The 13,990-nt window shown below is 71.8% G+C and carries 8 protein-coding genes and 1 tRNA gene; 1 reads left to right on the forward strand and 8 read right to left on the reverse strand.

Annotated features, from left to right (window positions below):
- Positions 1 to 79: 79 nt before the first annotated feature.
- The 3 genes from ACQP2H_RS23665 to ACQP2H_RS23675 form a co-directional block, all read right to left on the reverse strand.
- Complete coding sequence (locus tag ACQP2H_RS23665; protein WP_219464216.1) at positions 80 to 1,321, reverse strand: NAD(P)/FAD-dependent oxidoreductase; 1,242 nt, start codon at positions 1,319 to 1,321, stop codon at positions 80 to 82.
- Positions 1,311 to 3,437 carry an MMPL family transporter gene (locus ACQP2H_RS23670; RefSeq protein WP_357535609.1) on the reverse strand — a complete coding sequence of 709 codons (2,127 nt, stop codon included), beginning with the start codon at positions 3,435 to 3,437 and terminating at the stop codon, positions 1,311 to 1,313. Before ACQP2H_RS23670 ends, ACQP2H_RS23665 begins: the two co-directional genes overlap by 11 nt.
- A gap of 607 nt (positions 3,438 to 4,044) precedes the next feature.
- Positions 4,045 to 4,117 (reverse strand) — tRNA-Asn (locus ACQP2H_RS23675).
- Positions 4,118 to 4,409: 292 nt separating this feature from the next.
- On the opposite strand from ACQP2H_RS23675, the gene ACQP2H_RS23680 reads away from it, so the two are divergent.
- On the forward strand, positions 4,410 to 4,793 hold the full coding sequence (locus tag ACQP2H_RS23680) for a hypothetical protein (RefSeq protein ID WP_219464218.1): 384 nt from the start codon (positions 4,410 to 4,412) through the stop codon (positions 4,791 to 4,793).
- A 55-nt stretch (positions 4,794 to 4,848) separates the two neighbouring features.
- Here the strand turns inward: ACQP2H_RS23680 and ACQP2H_RS23685 are convergent, their stop codons facing one another.
- From ACQP2H_RS23685 to ACQP2H_RS23705, 5 genes are all read right to left on the reverse strand, one after another.
- Positions 4,849 to 5,859 (reverse strand): sugar phosphate isomerase/epimerase family protein, encoded by a 1,011-nt coding sequence (locus tag ACQP2H_RS23685; protein ID WP_208568840.1) that lies wholly within the window; start codon positions 5,857 to 5,859, stop codon positions 4,849 to 4,851.
- Between the two features lie 384 nt (positions 5,860 to 6,243).
- Positions 6,244 to 7,956, reverse strand: a complete 1,713-nt coding sequence (locus ACQP2H_RS23690) for a ThuA domain-containing protein (RefSeq protein WP_219464219.1) — start codon at positions 7,954 to 7,956, stop codon at positions 6,244 to 6,246.
- 60 nt (positions 7,957 to 8,016) lie between these two features.
- Positions 8,017 to 10,881 (reverse strand): carbohydrate-binding protein, encoded by a 2,865-nt coding sequence (locus ACQP2H_RS23695; RefSeq protein WP_357535614.1) that lies wholly within the window; start codon positions 10,879 to 10,881, stop codon positions 8,017 to 8,019.
- Positions 10,882 to 11,443: 562 nt separating this feature from the next.
- Positions 11,444 to 12,511, reverse strand: coding sequence for a polyprenyl synthetase family protein (locus ACQP2H_RS23700; RefSeq protein ID WP_208568837.1), 1,068 nt, complete (start codon positions 12,509 to 12,511; stop codon positions 11,444 to 11,446).
- On the reverse strand, positions 12,508 to 13,950 hold the full coding sequence (locus ACQP2H_RS23705) for an alkaline phosphatase family protein (protein WP_433228925.1): 1,443 nt from the start codon (positions 13,948 to 13,950) through the stop codon (positions 12,508 to 12,510). The genes ACQP2H_RS23700 and ACQP2H_RS23705 overlap by 4 nt, the downstream gene beginning before the upstream one ends.
- Positions 13,951 to 13,990: the final 40 nt, after the last annotated feature.

The following is a 13,990-nucleotide window of genomic DNA, read 5'->3' on the forward strand; positions in this document are numbered from 1 at the left end:
CGGTACGATGGGCAACGCGAGAATAACAGTCAGCAGTCGATCCGGACGCACCCGAACCGGTGTTGCGCGAGCCTGCGGATCAGCCCGCCGCGCGCAGTTCCGTGAGCACCGCCCCGGCCGTACGCCAGCCGCTGGCCAGAGCACCCTGGATGGACGGACTGTCCCGGTGGTCACCGGCCACGAAGATCCCTCCGCCGAGCGCCACCGGCTTACGCAGCCGTCCCTGCGGCGGGGGTGCGGCGGGCAGGGCGTGCGGCACCGACACGGTGGTCAGGTGGTCCCAGTCCGCTGTGGAGCATCCGTAGAGCCGGTCCAGTTCGGCCCGGACCGTCGGCTCGGGCGGGGCGTCGGGGCCGACCACGGAGGTCGCCACGAGGTGCCGCCCGGCCGGGGCGTACGACGGGACGGCCCGGCTGACCACCACCGTGTTGGCGACGAGTTCCCGCCGGTCGCCGTCGACGAGCAGGATCGGTTCGTCGAGCGGCGCCTCGGGGGCGCTGTGGTAGTAGGTGGTGTAGCTGTGGGTGCGTACCCGGGGCAGGGTGGGCAGCAGCGTGGTCGCGGCCGGCGGGTCGGCGGCGACCACGACGGCGCGGCAGGCGATCTCACCGTCCGGGGTGCGGACCCGGCCGGGGGCGACCGAGGTGACCGGGGTGTCGCAGGTGATCAGGTCGGCGGGCAGCGGGGCGGCCACGGCCTGCGGCAGCGCGGCCATCCCCCGGGCGGGCAGGCCGATGCGGCCCCGGACGAAGGACCGCAGGATCATCGCCAGCACGCGGCTGGAGGTTTCCAGTTCCCGGTCGATGAGCACGCCGGACAGGAACGGCCGGATGAGCTCCTCGATGATGGTGTCGGACAGGCCGGCCCGGCGCAGCGCCGCCTCGCTGGTGGTCTCCGGCGCGGTCAGCAGCCGGTGCGCCGGCAGGGTGGCGCAACCGGTGGCGAGGGCGGCGAAGCGCAGCCGGTCGGCCAGCGAACCGATGCCGGCGAGCGCGGTAGCGGGTGCGCCGCCGGGTTCGCGCAGCGGATGGACCAGCCGGTCGAGCCGGTCGCCGCGGCGGACCAGCACCCCGGAGGTGAACCACCCGAGGTCGAGGGTGCCCAGGTCGAGCAGGGTGCCGAGCCTCGGGTACGCGGTGTTGAGCACCTGGAAGCCCCGGTCGAGCAGGTAGCCGTCGACGGTGTCGGTGGCGACCCGGCCGCCGATCCGGTCGCCGGCCTCCAGCAGCCGCCAGGGCACCCCGGCCCGGTGCAGCCGGCGGGCGACCGCCAGCCCGGCGAGTCCACCGCCGACGATCACCACGTCCGTCTCAGCGGGCACGTTGCACCTCCGTGTCGTTGCGCGCCGACCGGGACAGCCGGCTCGGCCACCACACCTTCGGCCCGATGTCGTACGACAGTGCGGGCACCAGCAGCGAGCGGACCACGATGGTGTCCAGCAGTACCCCTACGGCCACCGCCACACCCAATTCGACCAGTACCACCAACGGGAGTACGGCCAGCGCGGAGAAGGTGGCGGCGAGCACGATGCCGGCGGAGGTGATCACCCCGCCGGTGACGGTCAGCCCGGCCAGCACCCCCGCCCGGGTGCCCCGACGGACCGACTCCTCGCGGACCCGGCTCATCAGGAAGATGTTGTAGTCGATGCCCAGGGCGACCAGGAAGACGAAGGCGAACAGCGGGAACGACGCGTCGACGCCGGGAAAGTCCAGCAGGTAGCGGAAGATCACCGCGCAGAGGCCGAGGGTGGCCAGGAACGACAGCACCACCGTCGCGATCAGCAGCACCGGCGCGACCAGGGCCCGCAGCAGCAGCGCCAGGATGACCGCGATCACCGCCAGGACGACCGGGATGATGACGTTGCGGTCCCGGGTGGACGCGTCGGAGGTGTCCACGTCGATCGCGGTGAACCCACCGACGACGGCGTCGGCGGCCGGCACCCGGTGCACCGCCTCACGCAGGTCGCGGATGGTCCGCTCGGCCGCATCGCTGTCCGGCGGGTCGGTGAGGGTCGCCTCCAGCTGCACCCGCCCGTCGACCACCAGGGGCGGGGCGTCCGGGTCCGGCGGACCGGTCTGGTCACGCCGGGTCACCGGGCGGACGGCGGCCACCCCGGGCACGCCCTGCGCGACCTGGGCGACCTGCCCGGCGCTCTGCTGGCGGGTGAAGATGGTCGCCGGGCTGCCGGTGCCGGCCGGGTAGTGCCGGGCGATCACCTCCTGCCCGGCGACCGAGTCGGTGCGGTCGGTGAACAGCTCCGACTGACCGAGGGTGGTCGCACCGAGCTGGGTGAGGCCGAGGGTGAGCAGGGCCAGCACCACGGCGGTGGTCAGCCAGACCACCCGGGCCCGCCGGGCGACGAAGCCGGCGATCCGGGCCCACAGCCCGTGTTCGGCCTGTGGGTCCGCCCGGTCCACCCTGGGGGTACGCGGCCAGAACGCCCGCCGGCCGCCGAGCACCAGCAGGGCGGGCAGGAACGTCAGCATCACCAGCAGGGTGGCGGCGATACCGATGGCGGCGACCGGGCCGAGCGCCCGGTTGGAGTTCAGGCTGGACAACAGCAGGCAGAGCAGACTGACGATGACGGTCGCGCCGGAGGCGGCGATGGCCGGGGCGGCACCCCGCCAGGCGGCGCGCATGGCGTCCCAGGGGCGCTCGTGCCGGTGCAGCTCCTCCCGGTAACGGGCGATCAGCAGCAATGCGTAGTCGGTGCCGGCGCCGAAGACGAGCACGGTGAGGATGCCCTGGGCCTGCCCGTTCAGCTTGATCACGTCGTTCTTGGCCAGGGAGTAGACGAAGACCGACGCCAACGCGTACGACATCCCTGCCGCCAGCAGCGGAAAGACCCAGAGCACCGGGCTGCGGTAGACGATCAGCAGGATGATCAGCACCACCACCAGGGTGACCAGCAGCAGTGGCCCGTCGATGGCGGAGAAGACCTCGATCAGGTCGGCGAGCAGACCGGCCGGGCCGGCGACGTCCACGGTGAGCCCGTCGCGGTCGCCCCCCGCGATGCTCCGCAGTTCGTCGACCACCTGGCCGATCCGCTCCCCCTCGGAGTCGTCGATCGGCACCACCACCTGCAGGGCCTGCCCGTCCTGGCTGGCGATCGGTGGGGGCAGCGGCCCGACGACCCCGTCGACCTGGGCGAACCGGGCACTGTCGGCGACCGCCCGCCGGGTGTCGGCGGGGGTGATGCCGGTGCTTCGGGCATAGACCACCAGGGCGGGGGTGGTCGGCTCCGCGACGAAGCCGGCGGCCAGGTCCTGCGCCCGGGTCGCCTCGGCGTCGGCAGGCAGGAAGGAGGCGTTGTCGTTGGTCGCGACGTCGCCCAACTTTCCCGCGTACGGCCCGGCGATCCCACCGACGACCAGCCACGCCAGCACGACCGCCACGGCGATCAGCGTGGCCGCGCCCCGGCTCCGCCCACCGGCCATCCCCGGTCCACCCCTCAATCGACGCAGCAATCGACGCAACAGGAGTCTAGGTCGACAGTTGTCATCCTGCCGTCCGAATACGCCGCCCGGGGCCGAAACCGCCCATCCACCTCGCGTCAGCCCTCACGCCACCTGCCGGCGCCGCCCCGAGTCGTACTCCCGGCCCCCTCACCGCCCCGGCCCCCTCACCGCCCCCGACCGGCGTACCCACCGTCCGCACCCGAGGATCGTGGAGACTTCTTGCTGCCCCGGCGACAACAAATCTCCACGGACGGACCCGGCGGCACCGGCGACAGCAGCCGGACACCGAGCGACGCGAACGGAAGCGGGGCGGGCAGCAGAGCGGTGGCGCGGGCAGCAGAGCGGCGCGGGCAGCAGAGCGGCGCGGGCAGCAGAGCGGCGCGGGTAGCGGTGACGCGGGCAGCGGTGACGCGGGCAGGGCGGGCAGCAGAGCGGTGGGCGAAAACAGCAGAGCAGCAGAGCGGAAGAGCGGGGCGGGTAGCGGTGGCGCGGGTGTGGCGATGACCGCGCGCGGGTCGCGGCGGCGGGGGCGGGCGCAGGGAAAAGCCCGTCGGCAGGTGCCGACGGGCTCGTGGTGGGGATTGTGCTCCCCCGTTTGGACTCGAACCAAAAACCTGCCGGTTAACAGCCGGCTGCTCTGCCAATTGAGCTACGGGGGACTGCCGTGTCGCAGTGAACCGGATCTCTCCGGCGCTCGGCGACGGCACAAGAGTACAGGACTTCGGGGGGGTTCGGTCCAGGGGGTTGCCGCTTTCGACCGCGTCGCCACGGGGTGGGACGATCAGCTCCAACAATAAGGACAAATCGCCATCCCCACCCAAGCAGGTATGACTGCGGAGCAGGATGGGTAGTTAGCTGTCGACCGAGAAATTGTGGGGCGCGACGATGGTCGTTCCCGACCGGCACCACCGGACGGGAACGACGGGAGCGTCAGGTACGGAAGGAGCCGCCATGCGCGGAAAGATCATGTTTCTTGGCGGGCTGGCTGCGGGCTTCGTCCTGGGCGCCCGTGCCGGCCGGGAGAAGTACGAGGAGCTGGTGGTGCGGGGCCGCAAGGTGCTCGACCACCCGACCGTCCAGGAGGCGGCCGGGGTCGCGCAGGCCCAGGCCAACCGCCTCTACAGCGAGGGCAAGGACAAGCTCGGCCAGTCCAAGCTCGGCGAGAAGCTGCACACCGGCAACGGTGGCAAGCCGGAGCTGACCCCGGCGGACGACGCCTTCGCGGGCGCCCCCGCCACCGTCGGCGCCAAGTCGGGCGTCAGCCCGACCAGCTCGTCGGTGACCACCCCGAAGCCCAAGGCGCCGGGCACCGGCACCAACGGCAGCACCCTCTGATCGTCCGTACGTCGTTCGGGCCGGTCGCCACGTGGCGACCGGCCCGAAGTACGTCTCAGTCCTTGCCGCTGCTGAACGCCGCGTCGAACGCCGCCGTCGGGGCGTCGAAGGCGAGCCGGCGGACGAACTCCAGCGCCTCCGGCGCACCGACCAGCCGGTCCATCCCGGCGTCCTCCCACTCCACGGAGATCGGCCCGGTGTAGCCGATCGCGTTCAACGCCCGGAAGCAGTCCTCCCAGGGGACGTCACCGTGGCCGGTGGAGACGAAGTCCCAGCCGCGCCGCAGGTCGGCCCAGGGCAGGTGGGAGGCGAGCCGGCCCCGCCGACCGTCCCCGGTGCGTACCTTCGCGTCCTTGCAGTCGACGTGGTAGATCCGGTCGGCGAAGTCGAAGATGAAGTTCACCGGGTCCAGCTCCTGCCACACGAAGTGCGACGGGTCCCAGTTGAGGCCGAACGCGGGCCGGTGGTCGATCGCCTCCAGGGTCCGCTTGGTGGTGTAGTAGTCGTACGCGATCTCGCTGGGGTGCACCTCGTGGGCGAACCGCACCCCCACCTCGTCGAAGACGTCGAGGATCGGGTTCCAACGGTCGGCGAAGTCCTGGTAGCCGCGTTCGATCATGGCCGGCGGCACCGGCGGGAACATCGCCAGGGTGTGCCAGATGGACGATCCGGTGAAGCCGACCACCGTGTCCACCCCGAGCTTCGCCGCCGCGCGGGCGGTGTCCTTGATCTCCTCGGCGGCCCGCTGGCGTACCCCCTCGGGTTCGCCGTCGCCCCAGATCCGGGCGGGCAGGATGTCCTGGTGCCGCTCGTCGATCGGGTGGTCGCAGACGGCCTGGCCCACCAGGTGGTTGGAGATCGTGAAGACCTTCAGGTTGTGCTTGGCCAGCGTCTCCCGCTTGCGCTCGACGTACGAGTCGTCGGCGAGCGCCTTGTCGACCTCGAAGTGGTCGCCCCAGCAGGCGATCTCCAGTCCGTCGTAGCCCCATTCGGAGGCGAGCCGACATACCTCCTCGAACGGCAGGTCGGCCCACTGGCCGGTGAAGAGCGTGATCGGTCGCGCCATCGTCTGTCTCTCCCCTGTTGTGGTGGGGATTCCTGGGCGGGACCGGGGCGAGGGTGACCGGGCCGGGCCGGTACGTCGGCGGCCGTGCCGGATCACCGGTGGGTGCACGCGCACCTGGGCCCAACGGGTTGCGCCTCCCGTCGGGTCACCGGCCACCCGCAGGTCGCCGCCCACCACTCTAAGCCCACCCCACCCCCCACGAAACCCCTCTCCCCCACCCACCAGCCCCCGCTCCCCACCCGCCTCAGCCCGCCCACTCGCCCACTCGCCCACGACGATCAAGAGGTTTGCGTCACGACGGGCGACCCGCGTGACGCAAACCTCTTGATCACCGATGCGAACCCACGGACGGGAGCCGGGGGCGGAGTGGGTGGGTGGATGGGGTTACTGGGGGAGGGTCCACTTCTGGTTGGGGGCGGAGGAACTGCACGTCCAGAGCAGGACCACGGTGTTGTCGGCGGAGTTGTTGCCGGAGACGTCCAGGCACTTGCCCGAGGCGGGGTTACGCAGGGTGCCGTCGGACTGCGACGACCAGACCTGCGGGCTGCCACCGGTGCAGGTCCAGAGCTGGATCTTCGTGCCGTTGGCGGTGCCGCCGCCCGAGACGTCCAGGCACTTGCCCAGCGCCTTGATCGGGCCGTTCGGGGTCACCGTCCAGGTCTGGCGGGCGCTGCCGTTGCAGGTGAAGATCTGGATCTGGGTGCCGTCGGCGGTGGCGCCGTTGCGCACGTCCAGGCACTTGCCGCCCAGGCCCTTGATCGGGCCGGTGCCGTTGGTCGGCGTGGTGCCGCCCAGCTCCTTGATCCGGATGTTGCGGAACGAGGCGTCGTCACCGGTGCCGTGGTTCTGGATGCCGATGTGGCCGGCGAGCGAGCGCACCGGGTTGGTGTTGGTGAAGTCGTTGATCTTCGCTCCGTTGAGGAAGACCTGGAGCCGCTCCCCCTCGACCAGCAGCTCGTAGGTGTTCCACTCCCCCGGCGGGTTCAGCGCCGCGTCCCGGGCTGCCTGGTCGGCGGCCTGGAACGAGTAGACCGAGCCGGTGGTCCGGTCGACGGTGTCGGTGGCGTCGATCTGCACCTCGTAGCCGTTGTCCATCGCCGAGTTCGGGTCGCTCGACGGCGGGAAACCGATCAGGACGCCGGAGTTGTCGTCCCCGTCCACCTTCCAGTCCAGCTTGAGCGAGTAGTTGGTGAACTGCTTCGCGCTGTACCAGAGCATGCCCAGCCCGCCGACGGAGCTGAGGGTGGCGTTGGAGTTGGTGAAGCTGCCCGGCCCGGCCTGCGACCAGCCGTTGGTGGAGCCGTTGTAGAGGGCGGTGTAACCGGTCTCGGGCCGGCAGTCGGCCTTCGTCCGGCCGGCCGCGTACCGGATGCCGCCGAGCAGGTGGGCCCGGAACGCCGGCTCGGAGTACGCCGACTGGTTGTGCCCGGCGCCGGTGTAGAACGACCGGCCGCCGTTGTACGTCTTGCACCACACGTGCGGGTGGTCGGCCCCCATCCCACCCCCCGAGTACGACGACTCGTCGAGGTTGGCCAGCACGTGCGCGGTGGAGCGGGCGTTGGTGCGGAAGTTGTACCACTCGTCGGTGCGCTGCCAGGTCGGGCCGAGGTGGGCGGTGGCCGCGTGCGCGCGGTCCTCCACCCGTACGGTGGCCTGCTGGATGGCCGGGTGGGAGGCGAACCACGCCCCGACCAGGTTGCCGTAGAACGGCCAGTCGTACTCGGTGTCGGCGGCGGAGTGCACGCCCATGTACCCGCCACCGGCGGCGATGTACGACTCGAAGGCGCTCTGCTGGCTGGCGTTGAGCACGTCGCCTGTGGTGTTGAGGAAGATCACCGCCTCGAACCGGGCGAGGTTGGCGCTGGTGAACTGGCCACCGTCCTCGGTGGCGGTGACGGTGAAGTTGTTGGCCGCGCCCAGGTCACGGATGGCCTGGGTGCCGACCGCGATGGAGTCGTGCCGGAAGCCGGCGGTCTTGGAGAAGACCAGCACGTCGTAGGCGACGTCGGCGGCCGACGCGGGGGTGGCCGGGGCGGTGCAGGCGAGGGCGGCGAGGACGGCGGTGGCCGCGCCGAGGATGGGCCGGAAAAGTCTCATGTCGTGCTCCAGTACGCCGGGGGCGCGGGACCGGACACTGCCGGTCCCGCGCCCGTCAGGTCAGGGCAGGGTCCACTTCTGGTTTGCGGCGGCGCTACAGGTCCACAGCAGGACCACGGTGCTGTCGGCCGAGGTGTTGCCGGAGACGTCCAGGCACTTGCCCGAGGCGGGGTTGCGCAGGGTCCCGTCGGTCTGCGCCGACCAGACCTGCGGGCTGCCGCCGGTGCAGGTCCACAGCTGGATCTTGGTGCCGTTGGCGGTGCCGCCGCCGTTGACGTCCAGGCACTTGCCCAGCGCCTTGATCGGGCCGTTCGGGGTGACCGTCCAGGTCTGCCCGGCCCCACCGTTGCAGGTGAAGATCTGCACCTGGGTGCCGTCGGCGGTGGCCGCGTTACGCACGTCCAGGCACTTGCCGCCCAGGCCCTTGATCGGCCCGGTGCCGTTGGTCGGCGGCGGGACGGTGCCGGTGTTGAGGGTGAACGCGTCCAGGTCGTAGAGCAGCCCGGTGCCACCGGCGAAGGTCAGGTAGAGCGTGGTGGTGCCGGTGGGTGCGCCGGACACCGTGCCGGTGACCGTGGTGAAGGTGTCCCAGCCGCCGGTGACCGGCACGGTGGCCTGCCCGAGCACGGTGCCGGTGGCCGAGCCGGCGCGGATCTGGAGGGTGCCGCCGGCACCGGCCGAGGAGACCCGGGCGGTGAACGAGGTGACGTTGCCGATCTGGTACGGGGAGAACCCGATCCAGTCCCCGTTCTCGATGTTGCCGACGGTCTTGCCGCCCTCGGCGGGGGTCTTGTCGAAGGTGGCGACGCCGGACGAGGTCTTGAAGTGCTCGGCCTGCCGGTGCCGGGGCTGGAGGGTGTGCTGGGTGTGCGTGGTGAGCCCACCGGCGTCGGTGTACTCGGCGTCGAAGATCGCGAAGATGTTCGCCGCGTCGTCGTGCTCGCCGTCGACCGGGATGGTGATCGTGCCGGAGCAGCCGTCGACCGAGGAGATCTGGTGACCGTGCTGGTCGTGGCCGAGCACGTAGGTCATCTTGACCTTGGTGCAGTCGACCGTGCCGTCCTCGGGGTCGGTGACGGTGATGCTGAACGGCACCGTGTCACCGAAGGAGAACAGCGAGCCGTCGACCGGGCCGTTGATGGTGACCGTCGGGGCGGTGTTGCCGACGCTGACCGTCACGCTGTTCGTGCCGGTCGCCCCCTGCGGGTCCCGCACGGTGAGCGTCGCGGTGTACGAGCCGTCCGCGGTGTACGTCTTCGTCGGGTTGGCCGCCGTGGAGGTGGTGCCGTCACCGAACGCCCACGAGTAGGTCAACGCCCCGCCCTCGGGGTCGGCGGAACCGGCCGAGGAGAAGTTCACGGTCAGCGGCGCGGGTCCGGAGGTCCGGTCGGCGCTCGCCCGGGCGGCCGGCGCCCGGTTGCCGACGCCGACGTAGTCGAAGCGGTACAGGGCCGAGTTGGCGTCACCGTTGTAGTAGCCGGTGCCGTAGTCGAGCAGGTAGTACGCCCCGTCGGGGCCGAACGCGGAGTCCATCACCTGCTTGCCCACCCAGGGGAAGCTGTCGATGGTGCCGGGCGACCCGTCGGAGTTGACGTGGATCGGCTTGACCCAGCCCCGGCCGAACTCGGTGGCGAAGAACTGCCCGTCGAAGGTCTGCGGGAACTTCGTCGCCGAGGGGTTGTTCGGGTCGTACCGGTAGACCGGGCCGGCCGCCGGGGATTCGGAGCCGCCGCCGAACGCGGCCGGGCTGCCGGCGTCGCCGCCGTACCGGATCCAGGAGGGCTTGGCCGGCGGGAGGGTGGTCAGGCCCGTGTTGCGGAACGAGTTGTTGGTCGGCCCGCCGGTGCAGTTGTACTTGGGGCCGGTGGAGTTGGTCGCGAAGTTCCACTCGTTGTACGTCTCGGACGTGGTGTTGGTGCCGGTGCAGTACGGCCAGCCGTAGTTGCCCGGGCCGGTGACCCGGTTGAACTCGACCTGGCCGGAGGGGCCCCGGTTGGCGTTGGTGCTGCCGGCGTCCGGCCCGTAGTCGCCGACGTAGACGACGCCGGTGGCCTTGTCGACGCTGATCCGGAACGGGTTGCGGAAGCCCATCGCGTAGATCTCGGGGCGGGTCTTCGCGGTGCCCGGGGGGAACAGGTTCCCACTCGGGATCGAGTACGTCCCGTCGGCGTTCATCTTGATCCGCAGGAGCTTGCCCCGCAGGTCGTTGGTGTTGCCGGCACCGCGCTGGGAGTCGTACGCCGGGTTGCGGTTGGTCCGCTCGTCCAGCGGCGAGTAGCCGGCGGAGTCGAAGGGGTTGCTGTCGTCGCCGGTGGACAGGTAGAGGTTCCCGGCGGCGTCGAAGTCCATGTCGCTGCCGACGTGGCAGCAGATGCCCCGGTCGGTCGCCACGTCCAGCACGTCGACCTTGCTGGTCTGGTTGATGGTGAAGTCGCTGTTGAGGGTGAACCGGGAGAGCCGGTTGACGCCCTGCCAGGCGGACCAGTTGCTGCCGGTGGCGGGCGCGTCGCCGCCGGGGGTGGACAGCGGCGGCGCGTAGTAGAGGTAGATGAACCGGTTGGTGGCGAAGTTCGGGTCGACCCCGAGGCTCTGCAACCCCTCCTCGTCGTGGGTGTAGACGGGGATGGTGCCGATCACCCGGGTCACGCCGGCGGAGTCGGTGCGCCGCACGGTGCCGTTGCGGGCGGTGTGCAGCACGGACCGGTCCGGCAGCACGGCCAGCGACATGGGCTCGCCCATCTCGTTGACGCCCCGGGCCAGCTCGACCTGCTGGAAGTCGCTGGCGTTGATGGTGTGCGCGGCGGCCGGGGCGGCCGGGCCGGTGGTGGTGGCGGCGACCGTACCGGCGGTGACGGCCAGCAGCAGTGCTGCTGCGGAGGGTAGCCACCGTCGGGAACGGTGACCGGTGTAGTCCTTTGTGGACATTGGAGGGCTGTCCCTTCCTGACGGATCACGGCCAGGGCGGGACGCGTGCCGCCGCGCCGGATGCCGGGGTGGTGGGGTGGAGTGGTGGGGTGTGGCAGGGCAGGCCGGGCGGCCGGGGGTGCCCCGGTCGGCCGGTCAGAACCCTCGGCCGGGGCGCGAACCGCCGGCGGAAGGTCGCTCGTCGAGGGGTTACCGCGCCGCCGGTTCACCTTGACGAAACATGCCCGTGATGCCACAAACATTAATGGTGACCTATGTCAATGTCCATACCCTCTGCCCACCGGTGTGGGTTTTCATCAGATGAAGCCCGTCCACCGGTCGGGCATCCCCGGTCCCGCGCCGAGCAGCGGCGGGCCGGTCGACCCGTGGGTCACCGAACGGTGACGAGCAGTTCCACCCCGGGTAGCCCCGACCTGCCGCAGCCCGGCGGCACCGGCCGGCAGTCGGGGACGACCCGGCCGTACGGGAATCCACATTCATCTGATGAAAGACCGGGCGGCTGCCGGTCGGAGCACCGCCCACCGCGCCGGACCCACAGCCCGGACCGTCGGAGCGGCCCGCCTCAGTGCTGCCGGTGCACGGCCTGGTCGGCCAGGCCCGCCAGGGCGGCACGGGCCGGCTCCGCCAGCGGCACCTGGGCCAGCGCGACCCGGGCGGCGTCGGCCCGGACCCGGATCAGCCGCTCGATCTTCTCCCGCGCGCCGGTCGCCTCGATGATGGCCCGCAGGTCGGCGGCCCCCGCCGCGTCCAGCTCAGGGTTGCCGAACAACTCCCGCAGCCGGGCGGCCTGCGCCCGGTCGGCGGCGTCGCGGGCCATCGCCATCATCACCGTCGGCTTGCCCTCCCGCAGGTCGTCCAGGATCGACTTCCCGGTCACCGCCGGATCACCGAAGACACCCAGCACGTCGTCGCGGAGCTGGAAGGCGTCCCCCAGCGGGTCACCGAAGTCGACGAGCGCGGCGACCAGCTCCGCCGGGGCCCCGGCCAACGCCGCACCGATCTGCAACGGCCGGGTCACCGTGTAGCGGGCCGCCTTCATCCGGATCACGGTGAGCGCGCTGGCCACCGAGCCGTCCCCGACCCCGGAGACCAGATCCAGGTACTCCCCCGCGATCACCTCGGTACGCATCCGGGCGAAGACCCGGTACCCCTGCCAGATCTGCGCGGAGGTCATCCCGCACTCGTGGAACATCTGATCCGACCAGGCCGCGCAGAGGTCCCCGCAGAGCAGGGCGGTGTTGCGGCCGTAGGTCTCCGGGTCGCCCCGCCACGCCGAACGGGTGTGCAGCTCGGCGAAGACCCGGTGCACCGACGGCGCACCCCGACGGTGGTCACTGCCGTCGAGGATGTCGTCGTGGATCAGCGCGAACGCGTGGAACAGCTCCAACGCCGCCGCGGCCACCACGATCGGGCGGTCGTCCGCTCCCCCGGCACCCCGCCAACCCCAGTAGCAGAACAGCGGACGCAGCCGCTTCCCGCCGGCCAGCACGAACCGGTGCAGGGCGGTGAAGATGCCCCGTGGGGCACCGTCCGGCCAGTCCGGGCCCTGCCGGTCGAGAAAGGCCACCAGCTCGGCGTCGAAGCGGGTCCGCAGCTCACTGGCGTCGGTCGGGGCGGCGGTGAGGGTCACCGCCGGTCCCCCGTGCCCGGCGGGCCGGTCGGGGCCGTCGACGCCCCGTCGGCACCCGCTCCCAGCCCGGCGAGGTCCAGCAGCAGCGCCTTGACCTCCGTCGCGGCGAAGGAGTCCCGGGCCAGCGACGGGTCGGAACAGAGCAGCACCGGGCCGTCCGCCGGGTCGGCCGGCAACCGGCCGTGCGAACCCCGGACCGCCCGCGCCCCCGCGTCCAGACCCACCACGCTCATCAGGTAACGCATGCCGAGCTTCTTGCGGGCCAGCGCCACCCCCGCCCGCCGCTTCGCCGCACCCGGCGCGGCCGGGTCGAAGAACAGCTCCGCCGGGTCGTACCCGGGCTTGCGGTGGATCTCCACGTTCCGGGCGAAATCCGGGGCACGGGCGTCGTCGAGCCAGTAGTAGTAGGTGAACCAGGAGTCCGGCTCGGCCACCAGCACCAGTTCACCGGCCCGCTCGTGGTCCAGACCGGCCGCCGCCTTGCCCTCGGCGTCGAGCACCTCGGCCACCCCGGGCAGCCCGGCGCAGAGCTTCGCCACCGCCGCCACGTCCGCCGGGTCCTTCACGTAGACGTGGGCTATCTGGTGGTCGGCGACGGCGAACGCCCGGGACGTCCACGGGTCCAGGTACTCCATGCCGTCCTGGGTGTAGACCCGCAGCAGCCCCTCGGCGCGCAGCAGCCGGTTGACGTCCACCGGGCGGGAGACGTCGGTGATGCCGTACTCCGACAGTGCCACCACCGTCGCGTCGGCGGCCCGTGCGGCGTCCAGCAGCGGCGCGAGCACCGCGTCCAGCTCCGCCGCCGCGGCGGCGGCCCGCGGCGAGGACGGCCCGAAGCGTTGCAGGTCGTAGTCGAGGTGCGGGACGTAGACCAGGGTCAGGTCGGGGGCCTGGTGGGCGAGGATCCGCTCAGCCGCCTGACAGATCCAGCGGGACGAGGGCAGCCCCGCCCCCGGCCCCCAGTAGGTGAACAGCGGGAAGGTGCCCAGCGCGGCGGTGAGCGTGTCGTGCAGCTCCGGCGGGTCGGTCCAACAGTCCGGTTCCTTGCGCCCGTCGGCGTAGTAGATCGGGCGGGGGGTGACCGTCCAGTCGACGTCCGCGCCCATCGCGTACCACCAGCAGACGTTGGCCACCGTGTAGCCGGGCTCGACCCGGCGGGCCGCCTGCCACACCTTCTCCCCGCCGACCAGCGCGTGGTGCTGCCGCCACAGCAGCACCTCACCGAGGTCACGGAAGTACCAGCCGTTGCCGACGATGCCGTGCCCGGACGGCTGCTCACCGGTCAGCAGGGTGGCCTGCGCCGAGCAGGTGACCGCCGGCAGCACGGTACCCAGTTCGGCGGAGAACCCCTGCTCGGCGACGGCACGCAACCGGGGCATGTGGGCCAGCAGCCGGGGGGTCAGCCCGACCACGTCCAGCACCACCAGCCGGCGGCTCATGCCGACATCCCGCTGCGCCCGGCACGGCGGTGGCACCGCA

The sequence above is a fragment of the Micromonospora sp. CA-248260 genome, assembly GCF_050942205.1.
Taxonomy (GTDB): domain Bacteria; phylum Actinomycetota; class Actinomycetes; order Mycobacteriales; family Micromonosporaceae; genus Micromonospora; species Micromonospora antibiotica.

Coding starts and splice junctions, on each gene's coding strand:
- ACQP2H_RS23670 (WP_357535609.1), bottom strand. CDS start 3,437: ATGGCCGGTGGGCGGAGCCGGGGCGCGGCCACGCTGATCGCCGTGGCG.
- ACQP2H_RS23680 (WP_219464218.1), top strand. CDS start 4,410: ATGCGCGGAAAGATCATGTTTCTTGGCGGGCTGGCTGCGGGCTTCGTC.
- ACQP2H_RS23685 (WP_208568840.1), bottom strand. CDS start 5,859: ATGGCGCGACCGATCACGCTCTTCACCGGCCAGTGGGCCGACCTGCCG.
- ACQP2H_RS23690 (WP_219464219.1), bottom strand. CDS start 7,956: ATGAGACTTTTCCGGCCCATCCTCGGCGCGGCCACCGCCGTCCTCGCC.
- ACQP2H_RS23695 (WP_357535614.1), bottom strand. CDS start 10,881: ATGTCCACAAAGGACTACACCGGTCACCGTTCCCGACGGTGGCTACCC.
- ACQP2H_RS23705 (WP_433228925.1), bottom strand. CDS start 13,950: ATGAGCCGCCGGCTGGTGGTGCTGGACGTGGTCGGGCTGACCCCCCGG.